Origin of the sequence: Arthrobacter sp. SIMBA_036, from assembly GCF_046535135.1 — a bacterium.
Classification (GTDB): domain Bacteria; phylum Actinomycetota; class Actinomycetes; order Actinomycetales; family Micrococcaceae; genus Arthrobacter.
The window spans coordinates 20,915-36,548 of record NZ_JAWRXG010000003.1 but is presented as its reverse complement, the minus strand read 5'-3'; the positions used below and the strand labels follow the sequence as shown (position 1 = coordinate 36,548).

Annotated in this window: 15 protein-coding genes and 1 pseudogene; 6 read left to right on the top strand and 10 right to left on the bottom strand. The window is 61.1% G+C overall.

Annotation, left to right across the window (positions count from 1 at the left end):
- Nucleotides 1-16 precede the first annotated feature (16 nt).
- The 5 genes from SB659_RS05140 to arr all read right to left on the bottom strand — a co-directional run bounded on the left by SB659_RS05140 (nt 17) and on the right by arr (nt 2,873).
- A complete protein-coding gene (locus SB659_RS05140) occupies nt 17-448 on the bottom strand; it encodes an SRPBCC family protein (protein ID WP_410549704.1) in 432 nt (143 codons plus the stop codon).
- Nucleotides 449-850: 402 nt separating this feature from the next.
- Entirely contained in the window at nt 851-1,090 is a 240-nt protein-coding gene (locus SB659_RS05135) for a zinc-ribbon domain-containing protein (protein ID WP_410549703.1), read from the bottom strand.
- Nucleotides 1,091-1,374: 284 nt separating this feature from the next.
- Entirely contained in the window at nt 1,375-1,515 is a 141-nt protein-coding gene (locus SB659_RS05130; protein WP_410549702.1) for a hypothetical protein, read from the bottom strand.
- 242 nt (nt 1,516-1,757) lie between these two features.
- On the bottom strand, nt 1,758-2,105 hold the full coding sequence (locus tag SB659_RS05125; protein ID WP_410549701.1) for a VOC family protein: 348 nt from the start codon (nt 2,103-2,105) through the stop codon (nt 1,758-1,760).
- 345 nt (nt 2,106-2,450) lie between these two features.
- On the bottom strand, nt 2,451-2,873 hold the full coding sequence (gene arr / locus SB659_RS05120; RefSeq protein ID WP_284980459.1) for an NAD(+)--rifampin ADP-ribosyltransferase: 423 nt from the start codon (nt 2,871-2,873) through the stop codon (nt 2,451-2,453).
- Nucleotides 2,874-3,219: 346 nt separating this feature from the next.
- On the opposite strand from arr, the gene SB659_RS05115 reads away from it, so the two are divergent.
- Nucleotides 3,220-3,363 carry a hypothetical protein gene (locus tag SB659_RS05115; RefSeq protein WP_284980460.1) on the top strand — a complete coding sequence of 48 codons (144 nt, stop codon included), beginning with the start codon at nt 3,220-3,222 and terminating at the stop codon, nt 3,361-3,363.
- Between the two features lie 172 nt (nt 3,364-3,535).
- Here SB659_RS05115 and SB659_RS05110 read toward each other — a convergent pair whose 3' ends face one another.
- From SB659_RS05110 to SB659_RS05100, 3 genes are all read right to left on the bottom strand, one after another.
- Nucleotides 3,536-3,931, bottom strand: coding sequence for a hypothetical protein (locus SB659_RS05110; RefSeq protein ID WP_410549700.1), 396 nt, complete (start codon nt 3,929-3,931; stop codon nt 3,536-3,538).
- A gap of 164 nt (nt 3,932-4,095) precedes the next feature.
- A complete protein-coding gene (locus SB659_RS05105; RefSeq protein ID WP_410549699.1) occupies nt 4,096-4,317 on the bottom strand; it encodes a hypothetical protein in 222 nt (73 codons plus the stop codon).
- Between the two features lie 122 nt (nt 4,318-4,439).
- Nucleotides 4,440-4,778: a DUF1801 domain-containing protein gene (locus SB659_RS05100; RefSeq protein ID WP_284980463.1), complete on the bottom strand. Its 339-nt coding sequence runs from the start codon at nt 4,776-4,778 to the stop codon at nt 4,440-4,442.
- A 477-nt stretch (nt 4,779-5,255) separates the two neighbouring features.
- On the opposite strand from SB659_RS05100, the gene SB659_RS05095 reads away from it, so the two are divergent.
- Together SB659_RS05095 and SB659_RS05090 are read left to right on the top strand one after the other, a co-directional pair.
- Entirely contained in the window at nt 5,256-6,926 is a 1,671-nt protein-coding gene (locus SB659_RS05095; protein WP_410549698.1) for an FG-GAP-like repeat-containing protein, read from the top strand.
- A 12-nt stretch (nt 6,927-6,938) separates the two neighbouring features.
- A pseudogene (locus SB659_RS05090) lies at nt 6,939-7,128 on the top strand (IS3 family transposase); the annotation flags it as partial.
- Nucleotides 7,129-7,251: 123 nt separating this feature from the next.
- On the opposite strand, the gene SB659_RS05085 reads toward SB659_RS05090, so the two are convergent.
- Nucleotides 7,252-8,094 carry a pyruvate, water dikinase regulatory protein gene (locus SB659_RS05085; RefSeq protein ID WP_410549697.1) on the bottom strand — a complete coding sequence of 281 codons (843 nt, stop codon included), beginning with the start codon at nt 8,092-8,094 and terminating at the stop codon, nt 7,252-7,254.
- Nucleotides 8,095-10,491 (bottom strand): phosphoenolpyruvate synthase, encoded by a 2,397-nt coding sequence (gene ppsA / locus SB659_RS05080; RefSeq protein ID WP_410549696.1) that lies wholly within the window; start codon nt 10,489-10,491, stop codon nt 8,095-8,097.
- 2,501 nt (nt 10,492-12,992) lie between these two features.
- Here ppsA and SB659_RS05075 point away from each other — a divergent pair.
- Genes SB659_RS05075 through SB659_RS05065 form a run of 3 tightly spaced genes read left to right on the top strand, consistent with a single transcriptional unit; the run spans nt 12,993 to nt 15,612 of the window.
- Entirely contained in the window at nt 12,993-13,832 is an 840-nt protein-coding gene (locus SB659_RS05075; RefSeq protein WP_284980402.1) for an ABC transporter substrate-binding protein, read from the top strand.
- Nucleotides 13,829-14,803 (top strand): amino acid ABC transporter permease, encoded by a 975-nt coding sequence (locus tag SB659_RS05070; RefSeq protein ID WP_284980401.1) that lies wholly within the window; start codon nt 13,829-13,831, stop codon nt 14,801-14,803. Before SB659_RS05075 ends, SB659_RS05070 begins: the two co-directional genes overlap by 4 nt.
- Nucleotides 14,800-15,612, top strand: a complete 813-nt coding sequence (locus SB659_RS05065; RefSeq protein ID WP_284980400.1) for an amino acid ABC transporter ATP-binding protein — start codon at nt 14,800-14,802, stop codon at nt 15,610-15,612. Before SB659_RS05070 ends, SB659_RS05065 begins: the two co-directional genes overlap by 4 nt.
- The last annotated feature ends 22 nt before the right edge of the window (nt 15,613-15,634 follow it).

The following is a 15,634-nucleotide window of genomic DNA, read 5'->3' as shown; positions in this document are numbered from 1 at the left end:
TCCCCGATAACGGCTTTTACGCTTCCAACGCGCGCTTGAGATTCTGGACAAAGACCTTGTTCCGGCGCGGAACCATAACCGCCATCATCGGGGTCATGAGCATCTTGAGCCCGATGAGTCGCAAGTCGACCCCGCGGGTGAACCGCGTGCCCTCTCCGGCCGCCTCGACCGTGTAAGTGATGCGTGGCTGCAGTCCGGCGAAGTCGGCTCGGTATTCCACGCACACGCCGGGCTCGACCTTCAATGCAGTGAACGTGCCGTCGGTCTTGCCCATGAAGGGCTTGAATTTCAGAGCGTACGTCTTACCGACGACCGGAACCGGATCCGTCTCGGGAGGCACCGTGGCTAGGTCAACATGCCAGTTCGGTTCGTTGCGGAGGTCCGCAACGTATCGGAAGACCTGTGCTGCCGGCCGGGCGATGACTACGCTCTCTGCAGATCTGACCATGACTCCTCCTCCGACGGGCGTCGTACTCGAGGCGGAGAAACCTCTCTCCAAGTTGAAGCAACTCCATCGTACGGCTTAGGAGCACGATGGAACATAGGTACGAAAATTGCCCTGTCGGGGCGGCGCAGGACTGCTGTCGACATGCGGATCAGGATCGCAAAGGCACGTGATTATGCGTACTGAACGGGAAGTCCGGGGACAACCTGTTCCGGCCGAACCATGGCCATCCGGAACGTCGGAACCGGCGGGCCGATGCCACACGCGGTCGTTCAATGGGGTGACGCGGCGCGTTTTTCACTGAGTTGAATGCGGCCACGTTCTGTAATGAAGCCGGGGCCAGAGCAGAGCTCGGGGCCGCCCGGTAGAGGACTCTAAAACGGACACTACCTCCGATGCCGGGTTCTACTGGCCAGGGGTGAGGGGGCGGGAGTTTCGGGGTGCTTTGCCCGTTGAGATGTATCCGCAGTTGCTGCACACGGTCGTCAGTTTTCTGGAGGTGGTGAGGACGGGGACGAAGAAGAGCGTGAGTTTGGTGGTTCGTTCTTCGAGGTGGTGGTGCACGAATTGGCCGCAGTGCTGGCATGTGGCGGTCCGTCCTGGTAACTCGCGGGGCCTGGTGATGAGTCCGAAGAGGAGGAACATGGGTGTGACCTTTCGATGTTGGGGTGGTGTCGCTGGTTTTCGTTCGGCTCGGGATATTTGGTCGGTGAGCCCGCGCGGGAGGATGCTGATGCCTTGGCCCAGTTCCCGGGCGTCGTCGTAGTCGGCCAGGGCCGGACCCCGGGACCGGAGCGCAGCCCCCCAAGATACTAAGCATACTTGCTAACTCGATGGTCTACATGTACTGTCTACGTTGTAGAGAAGATGTTTTCTCGGTTTCTGAAACGGGACCCTGAGCGCACGGCCGCCCAAGGCCCCTCACACGACTACAGGAGTTGTCCGGGGACCACAAGAGCAATAACGGCGTAGACCTCTTCAACGCCCACGACGCCATGCAAATGATCACCTGGCTGACCGTTGGTCTTATGGTCGCCCGCGGCTTGGCCAAGGCCGGCAACCGGAGTCACAACCACAACTAAAACTCAAGGCGTGCGGCGGCGATGCCACCGGGCCATGACTGATCCTGGCGCGGCCTCGAAAGAGGCTCCGCCAGGATTTTCTTGTCCGGGCCGCAACCTCTCAAGGCACGGTTTTTCTTGGTCGCGTCCGAAGATAGTCCCGTGCGTCCAGCCGGTCAGGACCTTCATCAGAGGAGAGGTTGCCGTGCTCCCGTGTCGAACCCGATCGGCGGCAACGCGGGTCGCCCGGTTCAGTCCGATTGTTTCGGTCGCCACACGCCGAAGCGGTTCCCCTGCGGGTCCAGGATGTGCGCGAACTCGATGGTGCCGTTGTCGACGAATGGGACGGCGATGCTCGCACCGAGCGATTCGGCTTGGGTGATCGCAGCCTTCACATCATCGACCTGTACGTAGAAGATCGCCCATGAGTTTCCTCCCAGCGACGTGGTATCCCACAGACCACCCTTGTCGCCGTTCACCATCCGGTAGCCGACCGGCGAGGGCTCACCGAAGGTCCAGTCAAATAGTGAGCCGTAGAAGCTCCGTGCGGCATCCGGGTCGGCCGAGCCGACCTCGAAGTAGTTCACTATGGCAGCCATCGCCGTCTCCTTTCCATGTTGGTAACAAAGAAGCGAGCCAGCCGTGTAGCTCCGTCAACAGACGCGTCCGGCATCGGTTCTGGGGACACTACGCCACGGTCCACAAGAAAGCTACGCGCAGGCATCGTGATTCCCCCGAGTAGGCGCGATGCTCACCGGGATGCCCGAGTAGCCGCTATCGAGGAGTCATCTGATATTGTCCCGCGGGTGGCGCGTCCCCCTTGTCGGTAGCCGCTGGCGGGATCCGGTTGCGGGCACCGTCATCGCCGTCGGTGCTTAAGGCTTCGCAGAGGGCGCGCTTAGACAAGTTCTCCAGCGATGAGGCAGCTCGCTCGTGTGAAGCATTCAATTGATGATTTCGCCTCGCTCGCTGGAGAGCAGCCCCGATAGCCGTTCCCGCCACGTCTGCAGCTGTTCGGGTGTCAGCCGGGCCCACTCGGTGATCTCGCCGCAAATCAGCAACGGGTGTCTGCTCCGGTACGACCGGGTGGGGTTACCGGGGAACTTCTTGTCGGTCACGTTCGGGTCGTCCTCGAAGGCTCCGGTGGGCTCGACAACGTACACCCGTGGAGTCACCGCGCCCCCTGCCAGTTCCGCGGCGATTTCTGCTGCGAGGCCGGCTCCGTCGGCGAGAGCAGTGAAGTAGATATGGTTCATCACGATCTCGGGGCGGTAGTTCGATCGGTTGCCCGCTGTGAGCAACTCTCCCACCTTCAAATCCGCGACCGTGCCATGGAAAAATGGGCCCTCTTCGAGTGGTCTGGACACCTGGACTCCTTCTATCGGCTTACTCGGCCCCGCGATTGTTCCACGTCAGCAGGGCCTTGCCGCAAGTCCCCCTCGGCGCTTTATCCTGAGAGTAGTAGTGGAGGTAAAACTGCACTGCACCAGTCCTCAGAAAGTGTCGCTACGTGCGGTGAGGGACGCCCTGTCGGCTTGGCGCAGAGACACGAACGCGGACGGACGCTCGGGTAAGGGATCGTCTTACGGGGTTGCCCGCATCTACTCTCCCGGGCGCTCACGGTCTGGTTCCGACGTAAGATCCGCTTCTGGCACTCCCCCGCCCCGCGTGTCCCTGGACCCGACGCCGCCCGGTCCTGTCTAGGGTTCAAGCATGGAAAGGGACGAGTTCGGGGAACTTCAAGGGCAGAGCTCGATCAACGAACTGCTCGAGGAGCCCGTCGGCAACACCCCCGTCCAGCTGGCGCTGCCCATTCTGATCCAGGTGAAGCCCGGCCACTTCCAGCGCCTGTCCTGAACCCCACCGGCGGCGAAGCTCCTGTGCATACCGGTCCCAGGCCAGCTCCTGATCCCTTGGATCGCAGTTGGGGCAGCCGCTCCCCGTCGACACTGGTCGCTTCGGTCCTGTGCCCGGAGCGGGTGCCGCGCTCTCGAGCTCAGTTGAACCCGGTGGTAATCAGGGCCTCCCCCTATGGCCTGTCTTGGGAAGGGCTGTGAGACCAATGGCGCGCCTCCCAGATCAAAGCGTGGAGCGTCAGTGCAGTCACCATGGCCAACGCTGCACCTGTGAGGAAGAACGGAGTGAACTGCCCGAGATAGAAGTACCACGGCGGCGGAAGTTCCTGCTGGAAAGCGCTGGAGTAGCCGGCAAAAGATGAGTAAGCCATGGATCCGTAAGCACCTACGCAGCCAACCGAGCCTAAGATCACGGCTACAACCCACAGGACAACGACGAACGGGTTGACCCTCGGCCGGTGCCCGGATGCTATCACCGGGGTCTCTGCTGAACCCCGTTCCTTGACTTCCCGGACCTCGACCCGCTCGATCCCCTCGCGGGCGGGTACCCCGTCCAATTCATTCTCCATGACCCGTTCCTCTTGAACACCGTGCCACCTGCGGTCACGCGTCGTACGCGCTATGCCTGGACATCGCCCGCCTCTTTCTGCCCGTCGTGTCCATCGTGCCAGAGAGGGATACGGCCGCTAAGGCGCAGCGTTGAACAAGGAGGCCGTCGCGCCCGGACATATTTCTATCGGCCCGGGGCGGAGGGCTCCGCAGGGCTGTCCCCCGTATCCTCTGTGCCTTGGGCGACGGCTTCGGGCTCTTCCTTCGGCTCGAAGGTGTTCAGCTCCGTGCCCGCACCCAAGCCGACCCCGCTTGCCGGGTCCGCAGCGATGCCATCTCGCCCCAAACCATCGGGACCGGCATCCCCGCTCTTGGCGGGATCTTGTTCACTACTGTCTGCCGTCATGGTCGCCTCCAGGATCAAACAGCTGCCGACGGGCCCACCGTAACACTCAGATTCGGGCAGAGTATGCACGCTGCATGTTTCGCCTTGGGCACGGCAAACACCACATCCTGAACGCGTTCGGGTCAGGCAACTGCTTTCTCGACAAGGCTGCGGATCTTTGCCTCCGTCGCGGCATCCAGCGAGGTGATGTTCCACGCGACCGGGTGCATGTGTACACCCTCCTCGAAGGCAGGGTTCACAACCTCACCGAAGCCGAACGCGATAAAGTCCTTATCCGGTTTGATGTAGCAGACGTCCTTTCCGTCCTTCACGTAGAAAGGTAGCCCCCAGCGGACGATCGGCTCTAACGAGGGCGCGGCCTCCCGGATGATGCTATGGAGGCGTTCGCCTATCTCGCGGTACTGCGCCGGGGCTTCACCGAGTTTGGCGAGGACGGCCGCGTCACCCTTTTTCGTGAACATCGTGGTCAGGTCTCCTTCATGTAGTCCCTAGGCAATTGTTATAGCCGGCTCCGGCTGCCGCACTCATGACGTGATCGTACGCCCGTCTCGGGTACCCTACCGGCCTCAACCGCCCCATCATGGCCTTGAAAACGCCCCGAACTTGCCTACTGAGACAGCTCACGCTGAGGCGCCTTAACGAGACACTGCGAGCTGCGTGATCCCACGGTCAAACAGCACCAGCCCCTCGCTAGGATCACTCCGTCCGGCTACCGGGCCGAGACCAAACTCGTGCGCCCGGACGCCCACGGCTGGCGACCGGTCCCGCCTCTCCGAGCGGCTGCGCCTCATCGACGCCACCTGGTAGCAAACTTCACGCCCGGAAGGCTTGCCGCACCTCGGACCCGCCCACCGTCCTGTCGCCTCAACTGCCGACGCCGCAGGCGCGTCTTCCAGCGAACCGGGGAGCGCTGCTCTGTGTGACTGTAGGGTGGCGGCATGCGCAGTCCTTTCGTAGCTCGTATCGGTCTTGCCTTGGTTGCTGCTCTCTCGCTCACGATCGCTGGTCACGGTGGTAACGCCGCCGTGGCAGCACCGGAGGAGAGCTACCGGATCCAGGTTGGAAGCCACGCGTTGTCGACGGCCTACGACCCGGCGAGCCGGACCCTCTATGTGGGGGCAGACGGAGCCATCTCGATGTTCAAGGACGGTGTCCTGACCGGCAAAATCCCCGTCGGCGAAGTCTCCATGGCCGCCGACCCGGTAACCCACGCCGTGTACGCAGTCGATTCGTCGAACAACACGGTCTTGGTCATCAAAGGAACCACGGTGACAACCACGATCCCCATGCCTGATCAGCCGCAGGCTCTCGCTATTGACCCCGGCACCGGGAAGGTCTACGTCGCCACCTCAATGGCCGGAGTTACGGTCATCCAGGGCGACAAGGTCACCAAGACGATCGTCTTGAAGGACGAAGGATACGTGTGGTCAATCGCGGTGGACACGTCCACGCACAAAGTGTATGCCGGCAACTACAGCAAAAGTACTCTGTCAGTCATCGTCGACGACGTCGAAGTCCAGACTGTCGGCGCAGCAGGCGGCTGGTCAATCGCTGTCGACTCCGTAACCCATGACGTCTACGTTCCGGGCGAGTTCGATAAAAAAGTCCTGGTCATCAACGGCGGAGCTGTGGTGCGAACAATCAACGTTCCTTTTCCGCGCGACGTCGTCGTGGATTCGGTGACTCATACCGCTTATGTGACAAGCCCGGGCCTTCACACGGTGTCCGTCATCCATGGCAGCACAGTCACCGATACCATCCCGGTTCACGATCCCGGCCGGCCCGTGGTGGACCAGACAGGACACACGCTCTATGTGCCCTCCTCCGACGGTTCGGTCTCCGTAATCCGGGATCCGTCCAACCGGGACTTCACCTCCGACGGCCGCACCGATGTCGTGGCCCGCGACGGAAGCGGGGCACTCTGGCTGTATCCCGGCAACGGCTCCGGCGGCTGGCTCGACCCTGAACGTGCAGGACAGGGCTGGGGTGCCATGACGCCCATCCTGGCCAGCGGCGACTTCAACTCCGACGGGCGCGCGGACGTGCTCGCCCGGGACACCGGCGGCGTGCTGTGGCTCTACCCCGGCAACGGCGCCAACGGCTGGCTTCCACGGGTCCAGGTGGGACAAGGCTGGCAGGGCATGACCGCGATCACCGGCCCCGGTGACTTCAACGGTGACGGCTTTCCCGACCTCCTCGCACGTGACACTGCAGGAGTTCTGTGGCTCTACCCAGGCGATGGAAGCGGCGGATGGTTGCCGAAGGTCCACGTCGGGCAGGGCTGGCAAGCCATGACGGCAATCCTTGGCGCCGGGGACCTGAACGGGGACGGGCATCCCGACGTCCTGGCCCGGGATGCTGCAGGTCTGTTGTGGGTCTACCCCAGCGATGGTTCCACCGGCTGGCTTCCACGGGTCCAGTCCGGACAGGGGTGGAATGTCATGGACGCACTCGTGACCCCCGGCGACTTCAACGGCGACGGCCGCGCCGATCTGCTCGCCCGGGACGCCGCCGGGAACCTCTGGCTCTACCCCGGAAACGGACACAACGGCTGGCTGTCCCGCGTCCAGGTCGGCCAAGGCTGGAACATCATGACGGCTGTTGCCTGAATCCGCCGACCCGCGATGGAGTTGTTCTTCTCGTTGCTGCAGCAGAACGTTCTGGACCGTCAACGGTGGCTCACGCGGCAGGACGTTCGGCAGGCCATCACGACCTGGATCGAACGGCCTACCACTGCCGTCGAGGGCCAAGACGGTTGGGAAAACTCACGCCCATCGAATATGAATCAGCCGGACCGCGCTCACAGCGGCCGAAGACCCCCTAAGTCAACTAAAGCGGGGGCAGTCCCCTTTCCCCGCCGATCAAGTGGGCGCAGATAGGCCGTAGCTTCAGGAACCCGCTACGGCCTACGGTTGCCGGGTCGGTGACTGTTGATCAGTGGTGTAGTTGCATGCGTTGGAGGATGGTGGCGGATATTTCTTCTACAGACATGGATGCGGAGTTCACATAGGGGATGTTGTTGGTCCGGTACATGTCTTCGGCGTTACGGAGTTCAAAGGTGCATTGGTTCAGTGATGCGTAGTTACTCCCGGGGCGGCGTTCCTGCCGGATCTGGCCGAGCCTGACGGGCTGGGACGTGAGGCCGAAGCACTTGCTGGCGAATGGCAGCAAGGGCTTGGGCAGAGTCATGGTGTCGAAGTCTTCTTCAACGAGGGGGAAGTTCGCGGCAAGGATGCCGTGTTGGAGTGCCAGGTACATGGTGGTGGGTGTTTTGCCGCAGCGTGAGGGGGCGATGAGGATCAGTTCGGCGCGTTCGAGCGCGCGGAGGGATTGGCCGTCGTCGTGTTCGATCGCGTACTCGACGGCGGCCATGCGTAGCTGGTAGCGCACCGCGTCGCCGACGCCGTGGGCCTGACCGGGCTTGCCATTGGCCGTGCTTCCGAGGGTCTGCTCGAGTTTTCCTATGTGCGCGTCGAAAAGGTCGAAGAACTGCCCCTGGCTTTGGGACAGGACAGCGCGGATGTCTTGGCTGACGGTGGTGGAGAAGATGATGGGCTGCGGACCGGTCGCTGCGACCCGGTCGATCAGCGCGACGACGTCGCGGGCTTGCTCCGCGGTGGTGATGAACGGGATGGTTCGTCGTTCCAACCGATGGCCGGGGAACTGGGTCAGCAGCGTGTTACCGAGGGCTTCGGCGGTGATCCCTGTGCTGTCCGAAAGGAAAAAGACCGTGGGGGCGGTTGGGGTGGCCGCCCCCACGGTGTGGTGTTCTGCCATTTAGACGGCGCTGTTGGTGCGGGCCAGCCGCAGCCAGGTTTCGGTTACGGCGTCGGGGTTCAGCGAGATCGAACTGATCCCCTGTGCGAGCAGCCACTCGGCGAAGTCCGGGTGGTCGCTCGGGCCCTGGCCGCAGATCCCAATGTAGCGGCCCTTGGCCCGGCAGGCCGCGATTGCCATCTCCAGGAGTTTGGTCACGGCCGGGTTCCGTTCATCGAAGCCCTCGGCCACGAGGGCGGAGTCTCGGTCCAAGCCCAGAGTCAGTTGGGTCAGGTCGTTCGAACCGATGGAGAACCCGTCGAAGTACTCCAGGAACTCATCGGCAAGCAGCGCGTTGGCCGGCAGCTCGCACATCATCACGATCTCCAGTCCGTTCTCGCCGCGGCTTAGCCCGTTGGCAGCGAGCAGCTCGGTAACGCCCTTCGCTTCCTCTAGGGTCCGCACGAACGGGACCATGAGCTTGATATTGTTCAGCCCCATCTCGTTGCGCACATACTTCAAGGCCTCGCACTCAAGCTCAAACGCTTGCCGGAAGGATGCCGAAAGATACCGGGACGCGCCCCGGAACCCGATCATCGGGTTCTCCTCCTCCGGTTCGAACGCCGGACCGCCCAGAAGGTTGGCGTACTCATTGGACTTGAAGTCAGAGAGCCGGATGATCACCGGTTCCGGGGCGAACGCCGCGGCGATGGTCGAGATGCCCTCGGCCAGACGCCGGATGTAGTAGTCCCGAGGTCCGTCGTAGGCAGCAGTTTTCTCCTGGATCTGCCGGACGGTGTAATCGTCGAGCGTCGACGGACGCTCGATCTCGCCGCCCACGGCCAACAGGGCGTTGGGATGGACGCCGATTTGCCGGTTGATGATGAACTCCAGCCGGGCCAAACCAACACCGTGGTTGGGGAGCTTGGCGAAGCTGAAGGCCTGTTCCGGGGTGCCGACGTTCATCATGATCTTCACCGGGGCTTCGGGCATGGTCTCCAGGCTGGTCTCCTGCAGCGTGTACTCCAGCAACCCCTCGTACACCAGCCCGGCCTCACCCTCGGCGCACGAGACCGTTACGGGGACGCCGTCCTTGAGGATCTGGGACGCGTAACCGGTACCGACAACAGCCGGGATGCCCAGTTCGCGGGCAATGATCGCGGCATGGCAGGTCCGCCCACCACGGTCGGTGACGATCGCGGCTGCCTTCTTCATGATCGGTTCCCAGTCCGGGTCCGTCATGTTTGCTACCAGAACATCGCCCTCCTGGAAGGAGGACATCTGGTCAATTGAGGACAGCACCCGCACCTGCCCGGCACCGATGCGCTGACCGATAGCGCGGCCCTCCACCAGCACTGTCGAACGCTCGGTGAGCGTGTACCGCGACGTTACGCCAGCGGCTTTACGCGACTCCACCGTTTCGGGGCGGGCCTGCAGGATGTACAGTTCCCCGTCGAGTCCGTCCTTGCCCCACTCAATATCCATCGGCCGGCCGTAATGAGCCTCGATAGCCACCGCGTGGCGGGCGAGCTGCTCAACCTCGGCATCCGTCAGGCTGAACCGGGCCCTCAGGTCCTGCGGAACGGGTACGAAATCCACCGTCCGGCCAACCTCGGAAGAGTCCGTATACACCATCTGTAGGGCCTTCTCCCCCAAACCGCGCTTAAGCACCGCCGGGCGCCCCGCTGCCAAAGCCGGCTTGTAGACGTAAAACTCATCGGGGTTCACAGCGCCCTGGACCACTGCTTCCCCCAACCCATAGGACGAGGTGATGAAGACAGCGTCGGTAAATCCGGTTTCGGTGTCCATAGTGAACATCACGCCGGAAGCGCCGACGTCGGAACGCACCATCCGCTGGATACCAGCCGAGAGCGCCACTTCCGAATGGGTGAAGCCGTGATGCACCCGGTAAGCCATAGCCCGGTCGTTGTATAGGGATGCGAAAACGTCCTTGATCGCGTGCAGAATGTTCTCGATACCGCTGATGTTCAGGAACGTTTCCTGCTGCCCCGCGAAGGAAGCATCCGGCAGGTCCTCAGCAGTGGCGCTCGAACGCACAGCCCACGACACATCCCCGCCATGCTCCTCCGTCAACCGCTGATACGCAGACCGGATGTCTTCCTCGAAACCTGCCGGGAACGGTGTAGCACGGATCAGATCCCGAATCTGCCCGCCGACCTTGGCCAAAGCGGCCACGTCGCCGCTGTCCAAGCCCTCAAGGACGGCTTCAATCTGTGTATCAAGGCTGGACTCCGCCAGAAAACGCCGGTAAGCGTCCGCCGTCGTCGCGAAACCGCCCGGAACCTTAACCCCCGCAGAGGCAAGATTCCGGACCATTTCCCCAAGCGATGCATTCTTGCCGCCAACCTGATCAAGGTCCGACAAGCCAAGCTCAGAAAACCAAAGAACGTTAGTCATAAAATGTGTCCTCCATTGGGCACGCTCTGACAATCGAAAAAACTAGGTCATGCAAGGATCAACGTTCCAGCTTTTGGAAGCAATTAAATGTGACGGGCGCAACACCCAACTGGGGTAACGAACGGTCACCAAGCACGTCGACAGAGGCACGGAATGACGCACGCCGCTCTCATCCTCCGAGGCAGGACAACCAGATGTCGAACTCAGAAGACAAACTCGTACCTGTTAGTAGAGCTAGACCCCAACCTGACGTCATATGCGCTCCAAAATGGCGTCAAGTCGGGGCTCATTTCGCCGAATATCGGCGGTCACACCCAAGGTCTTAGGCCCTAAGCTGACAATTCGTTCCGGCTCAAGCCAGCCAGAGCGTCACAACTCATCATCGCCGGGACACAGCTGCTAATTCGGAAAGACTGAGCACCCATGCACCGGCGCCTTTACGGCTACTCATGTCGGCGATGACGGCACTCGGCATGGACAGCTGCAAGGAAGAAGGCGAGCCAACCACGGTCACCACCAAAGCAGACTTGCGTGTGCACACTGTAGACACCCCTTATGGCCGGACCAAGCCACCTTCGGCGCCGGGGTACGCACCGAAAACGTTCTATCCGGGACCTGCAGAACGGAAAGCCTCCCAGGTCATGTCGCACTACTTCCCCCGCCCCATGAAGAGGTGTAGGCCAACCAGGGCGAACCAAGAGAGGAACATATAACCCCAGTTCACAGCACGCGGAGGGCCCGCCAGCGAAGGCGCCAAACCCGCTCCCACCCAAACTGAACGGGCCTCACCCGGCGGCCAGGCACCAGCCGGGACGACCAGTCAGAGGCACTTGTCAAGCTTTGTACGCACATTAAAGCAAAACCCCCTCTGACGAGGGGGTATGCCGTGCCCGAGGTGGGACTCGAACGCGATTCCCAGCCTTGTCATTGCTGGGAAGTCGCGGAAACCTGCGGAATCCGAGGCAATCCCCCGGGTGTACGGTAAAGTCCGGGGCGGAAAGTGTGGACATTGTCCACACTTTGTTTTTGGCCTCGAGGTTGGCTGTCACGACAACGTCTGAGGCGGAGGGAATACAGCTCATTCCGCTCGAGGAGGCAAGTACACCTTTGTTGCCGGAACCTTTGTTGCCGGAAGTGGCGGTTAGAGCCGAGCACGACATCGTCATCAGATTACCTCCTTTCACAAATTCATAGCCGTCCCGCCATCTGGCAACATGACTCGTACAGACATCTTGGACAGGACGCCCGCAGGGAGCACTGGACGGCCATCCTTCCGTTGTTCAAAGTGGGACAAGGCAAGCAACCAACAAACCCCTTTGCGTTGGATTCGGGCGCGAAAGCCAGGAGAAACCGTCAACGACTGCGATGCGTGCACTGCCACCCGATCACGGATCCTGCTACGACGGCCAACTCCCGACGCCCTTGAACACACCATGCGCTATGACGCCATGTGGGACGGTTGGAGCTCTCGCAACTTCACTAGAATGTCGACGCATTTTTGGAGGACCAAGTAAGACTGGCAAAATGGGATCGATGGATATCCGGAGCAGGTGTTCATCTTCTATGAAGCCCACTCGGACATAAGCTGATAGCGCAGGCCACACCGTCTTCTCAAGGAGCACCGGTATTGCTTGGCGGCAGTCAGCGGCACCGGTCGCGCGTGCCGGATTCGCGGTGTCAGTCCGGCGTTGTTATCGCGGCCTCGGCATCACAAAAAATGACTAACAGCACTAGATGAAACCAACCGTTTCAGTGCGTACATCGGTGTACCCAGCTTGACTGAAGTTCTAAACGAATACTTGTGCGCGAAGGATGCACGGCACCACCGCGACACCTAGCAGATTGAAATGCACCACAGGCCGTAGGGCAGTTTCAGCGCCATGTACCCGAACGGACTACATTTGTCGCTTCTACGGGTGATGCAGAGGGGGAACCTAGCAGCGGTCAAAGGACTCATGAGATATGGTCCGCGCCGATATCGGCGCATCTGTCAGACCGGAAGCAGTCGCCGGCAACTGTGCCGTAAGGCAATCCTTAAGTGTCGATTACAACATGCACCGTTGGTCTTTAGTTTGGTGATCCATACCATTGACCCATCGCCCGCACGCCGCATAAGGCGGAGGCGACAAGGAGATCCCGAAGCAAAAAGTAGATCCTTTCCTGCTTGATCACTCTCATGCCAGCTACACGGTCAGCTCCCAGCGAGTTGCGCAGAACCGCGCCATCGCTCCCTCGACACGCCCTGCAGTGATGCGGGGCTGGTCCATCTTGGCGCGGTCCCTTCTTTCGCCCGCATCGGCGAACAAGCATCAGGAGATAGTATGTCGAAATCGACGATCGCATCATCAGGCCAGCTGATCCCTAAGCGGCAGCACAAAGGATCGGTCCTCAAGAGCGACACCCGCCGCCGTACAGGGGCGCTGGTCAAGGGGGCAACGATCCTGACCACGTGCGTTTTGGCATTATCAGGGTGCGCCAATGGCTCTGGATCAGGAGGGAACGTGTCGACTCAGGTCGGCTCGCCCGTCGCCAGCTTCGATCCCGCTACCGTAAAAGCCGATGAGACGTTGGCTTCCCAGGTTCCGGCAGCCATCAAATCCAAGGGCAGCTTGGTCATTGGTTCCGACACCACCTATGCTCCCGCCGAATTCCTCGGCGGGGCGGACAACCGTACGCCGATGGGCTACGGTGTGGACCTCGCAAAGGCGATCGGTGCGACCTTGGACCTGAAAGTAGACATTCAGACAGCCGAATTCACCGGCATCCTCCCAGCACTGGGCCCCAAATACGATCTGGGGATCAGCTCCTTCAGCATCACCAACGAACGCCTGAAGGCTGTGAACTTCGTCAGCTACCTCAGCGCCGGCACCACCTGGGCCGTCCAAAAGGGCAACCCAAAGAAGTTCTCACCGGATGACGTCTGCGGTAGATCCGTGGGCGTCCAGACGGGCACCACGCAGGAAGATCCTGATCTCAAGACCCGCAACGATGAATGCGTCAAAGCAGGCAAACAACCGGTCAACGTTGTCACGCTCAAGAATCAGACAGACGTCACCACACGACTGGTCAACGGCGGCATTGACGCGATGATCGCCGAATCAACTCTCATCGGCTACGCCATCCAGCAAACCAACGGCGCCGTGGAAAAGGTCGGCAAGGTCTACAACACCTCACCTGTCGGCATCGCGGTCCCCAAGAATGACCAGGCCCTGGCTGAACTGATCCAGAAGACCGTGGCCAAACTGATCTCCGACGGCACCTACAAAACCATCCTGGACTCATGGAACAACGCTGACGGCGCGATCACGAACCCTGAAGTCAACCCCACCGTCAAATCATGAGTGTCACCACCAACAACCAGGAAACGACCGCACAGAGGGCAGCGCCGGAGCTCATCAAAGCAGTACGCGTCCGGCATCCTGGCCGATGGCTAGGGGCCGCGATCATCCTGATCCTCGCTATTCTTGCCGTCCAAAGCCTTGCCGCCAACCCCAACTTCCATTGGGAGACCTTCGCACTCTACGTTCTGGATGCAAACGTCGTCACCGGTGTTGGCTGGACGCTTCTGCTCACGGTTCTGTCGATGGCAATCGCCGTCACCTTGGCTGTACTGCTGGCCTTCATGCGTCAGTCGGACAATCCCATTTTCCGGTGGTCGAGCTGGTTCTGGGTCTGGTTCTTCCGCGGCACCCCCGTCTACACCCAGCTGGTCTTTTGGGGTCTGGTGGCCGTCCTCTACCCCAAGATCAACCTCGGGGTGCCATTCGGTCCGGAACTTCTGAGTCTGACCACCCAGGATTTGCTCAACGCCTTTTGGGCCGCCGTCCTTGGACTGGCCCTGAATGAATCGGCCTATCTGGCGGAGATCTTCCGTGCCGGCCTGAAATCGGTGGACAAGGGACAGATCGAAGCCGCCGAAGCCTTGGGCATGCGAGGCACCAAGATCATGTGGCGGATCGTCCTGCCCCAAGCAATGCGCGTCATTGTTCCGCCTACCGGAAACGAAACCATCGGGATGCTCAAGACCACGTCGCTCGTTCTTGCCGTGCCGTTCACCCTTGACCTCACTTTTGTTACCAACACGCTGGCCAATCGCAGCTACCTTCCGATTCCCCTGCTCATTGTCGCGGCGTTTTGGTACTTGGTGGTCACGAGCATTTTGATGATTGGCCAGCATTTCATCGAAAAGCACTACGGAAAAGGCATCGATACCGCGGCGCGCATCACAGTCAACCCCTCAGCACTGCAGACGGCACGGGCAACTGCTGACCCAGCACCAACCACCCCGACCCCAGAGGAGAGCGGCCGATGAGCCCTTCTGCCCATTCCTTATCCCGCCCCGTCTCCGATGCATCTGTCAAAAACGATTTGGTCAAGATCGAGGAGGTCCATAAGTACTTCGGTGACCACCATGTTCTCAACGGGATCAACATGACCGTCAAACAGGGAGAAGTTGCTGTTCTGATCGGCCCGTCAGGGTCCGGCAAGTCCACGCTGCTGCGGTGCATCAACCATCTGGAGACCATCAGCGCCGGTCGCATCCGGGTCAATGATGAACTCATTGGCTACAAGGAGAAGGATGGCAAGCTCCACGAGTTGCACCTCAAAGACATCGCACGCCAGCGCCGGAACATCGGCATGGTGTTCCAGAGGTTCAACCTGTTCGGGCACAAAACGGTCCTGGAGAACATCATTGAGGCTCCGGTGCAGGTGAAAGGCCACGACAAAGTGCCGGCCAAACGCCGGGCCCAGGAACTCCTGGACCGCGTGGGCCTGGCTTATCGGGCGAGTTACTATCCGGCGCAGCTCTCCGGCGGTCAACAACAACGCGTTGCCATCGCCCGGGCCCTCGCAATGGATCCCGAGCTCATGCTCTTCGATGAGCCAACCTCCGCTCTCGATCCCGAGCTTGTGGGAGACGTACTGGACGTCATGAAAGACCTCGCCAAATCGGGCATGACCATGATCGTGGTCACCCACGAAATTGGCTTTGCCCGGGAAGTGGGTGACACGCTCACTTTCATGGACGGCGGCGTGGTCGTCGAGTCGGGCAACCCCCGCGAAGTCATCGCTAACCCCCTGCATGAGCGCACGAAAGGCTTCCTCAGCAAGGTTCTATGAGCAGCAGGAAGGAAGCCGGAGA

What these genes read in the sequence shown, in the direction of transcription:
- SB659_RS05140 (WP_410549704.1), bottom strand. Translation starts at nt 448, where the DNA reads ATGGTCAGATCTGCAGAGAGCGTAGTCATCGCCCGGCCGGCAGCACAG.
- SB659_RS05135 (WP_410549703.1), bottom strand. Translation starts at nt 1,090, where the DNA reads ATGTTCCTCCTCTTCGGACTCATCACCAGGCCCCGCGAGTTACCAGGA.
- SB659_RS05125 (WP_410549701.1), bottom strand. Translation starts at nt 2,105, where the DNA reads ATGGCTGCCATAGTGAACTACTTCGAGGTCGGCTCGGCCGACCCGGAT.
- SB659_RS05115 (WP_284980460.1), top strand. Translation starts at nt 3,220, where the DNA reads ATGGAAAGGGACGAGTTCGGGGAACTTCAAGGGCAGAGCTCGATCAAC.
- SB659_RS05110 (WP_410549700.1), bottom strand. Translation starts at nt 3,931, where the DNA reads ATGGAGAATGAATTGGACGGGGTACCCGCCCGCGAGGGGATCGAGCGG.
- SB659_RS05105 (WP_410549699.1), bottom strand. Translation starts at nt 4,317, where the DNA reads ATGACGGCAGACAGTAGTGAACAAGATCCCGCCAAGAGCGGGGATGCC.
- SB659_RS05100 (WP_284980463.1), bottom strand. Translation starts at nt 4,778, where the DNA reads ATGTTCACGAAAAAGGGTGACGCGGCCGTCCTCGCCAAACTCGGTGAA.
- SB659_RS05095 (WP_410549698.1), top strand. Translation starts at nt 5,256, where the DNA reads ATGCGCAGTCCTTTCGTAGCTCGTATCGGTCTTGCCTTGGTTGCTGCT.
- SB659_RS05085 (WP_410549697.1), bottom strand. Translation starts at nt 8,094, where the DNA reads ATGGCAGAACACCACACCGTGGGGGCGGCCACCCCAACCGCCCCCACG.
- ppsA (WP_410549696.1), bottom strand. Translation starts at nt 10,491, where the DNA reads ATGACTAACGTTCTTTGGTTTTCTGAGCTTGGCTTGTCGGACCTTGAT.
- SB659_RS05070 (WP_284980401.1), top strand. Translation starts at nt 13,829, where the DNA reads ATGAGTGTCACCACCAACAACCAGGAAACGACCGCACAGAGGGCAGCG.
- SB659_RS05065 (WP_284980400.1), top strand. Translation starts at nt 14,800, where the DNA reads ATGAGCCCTTCTGCCCATTCCTTATCCCGCCCCGTCTCCGATGCATCT.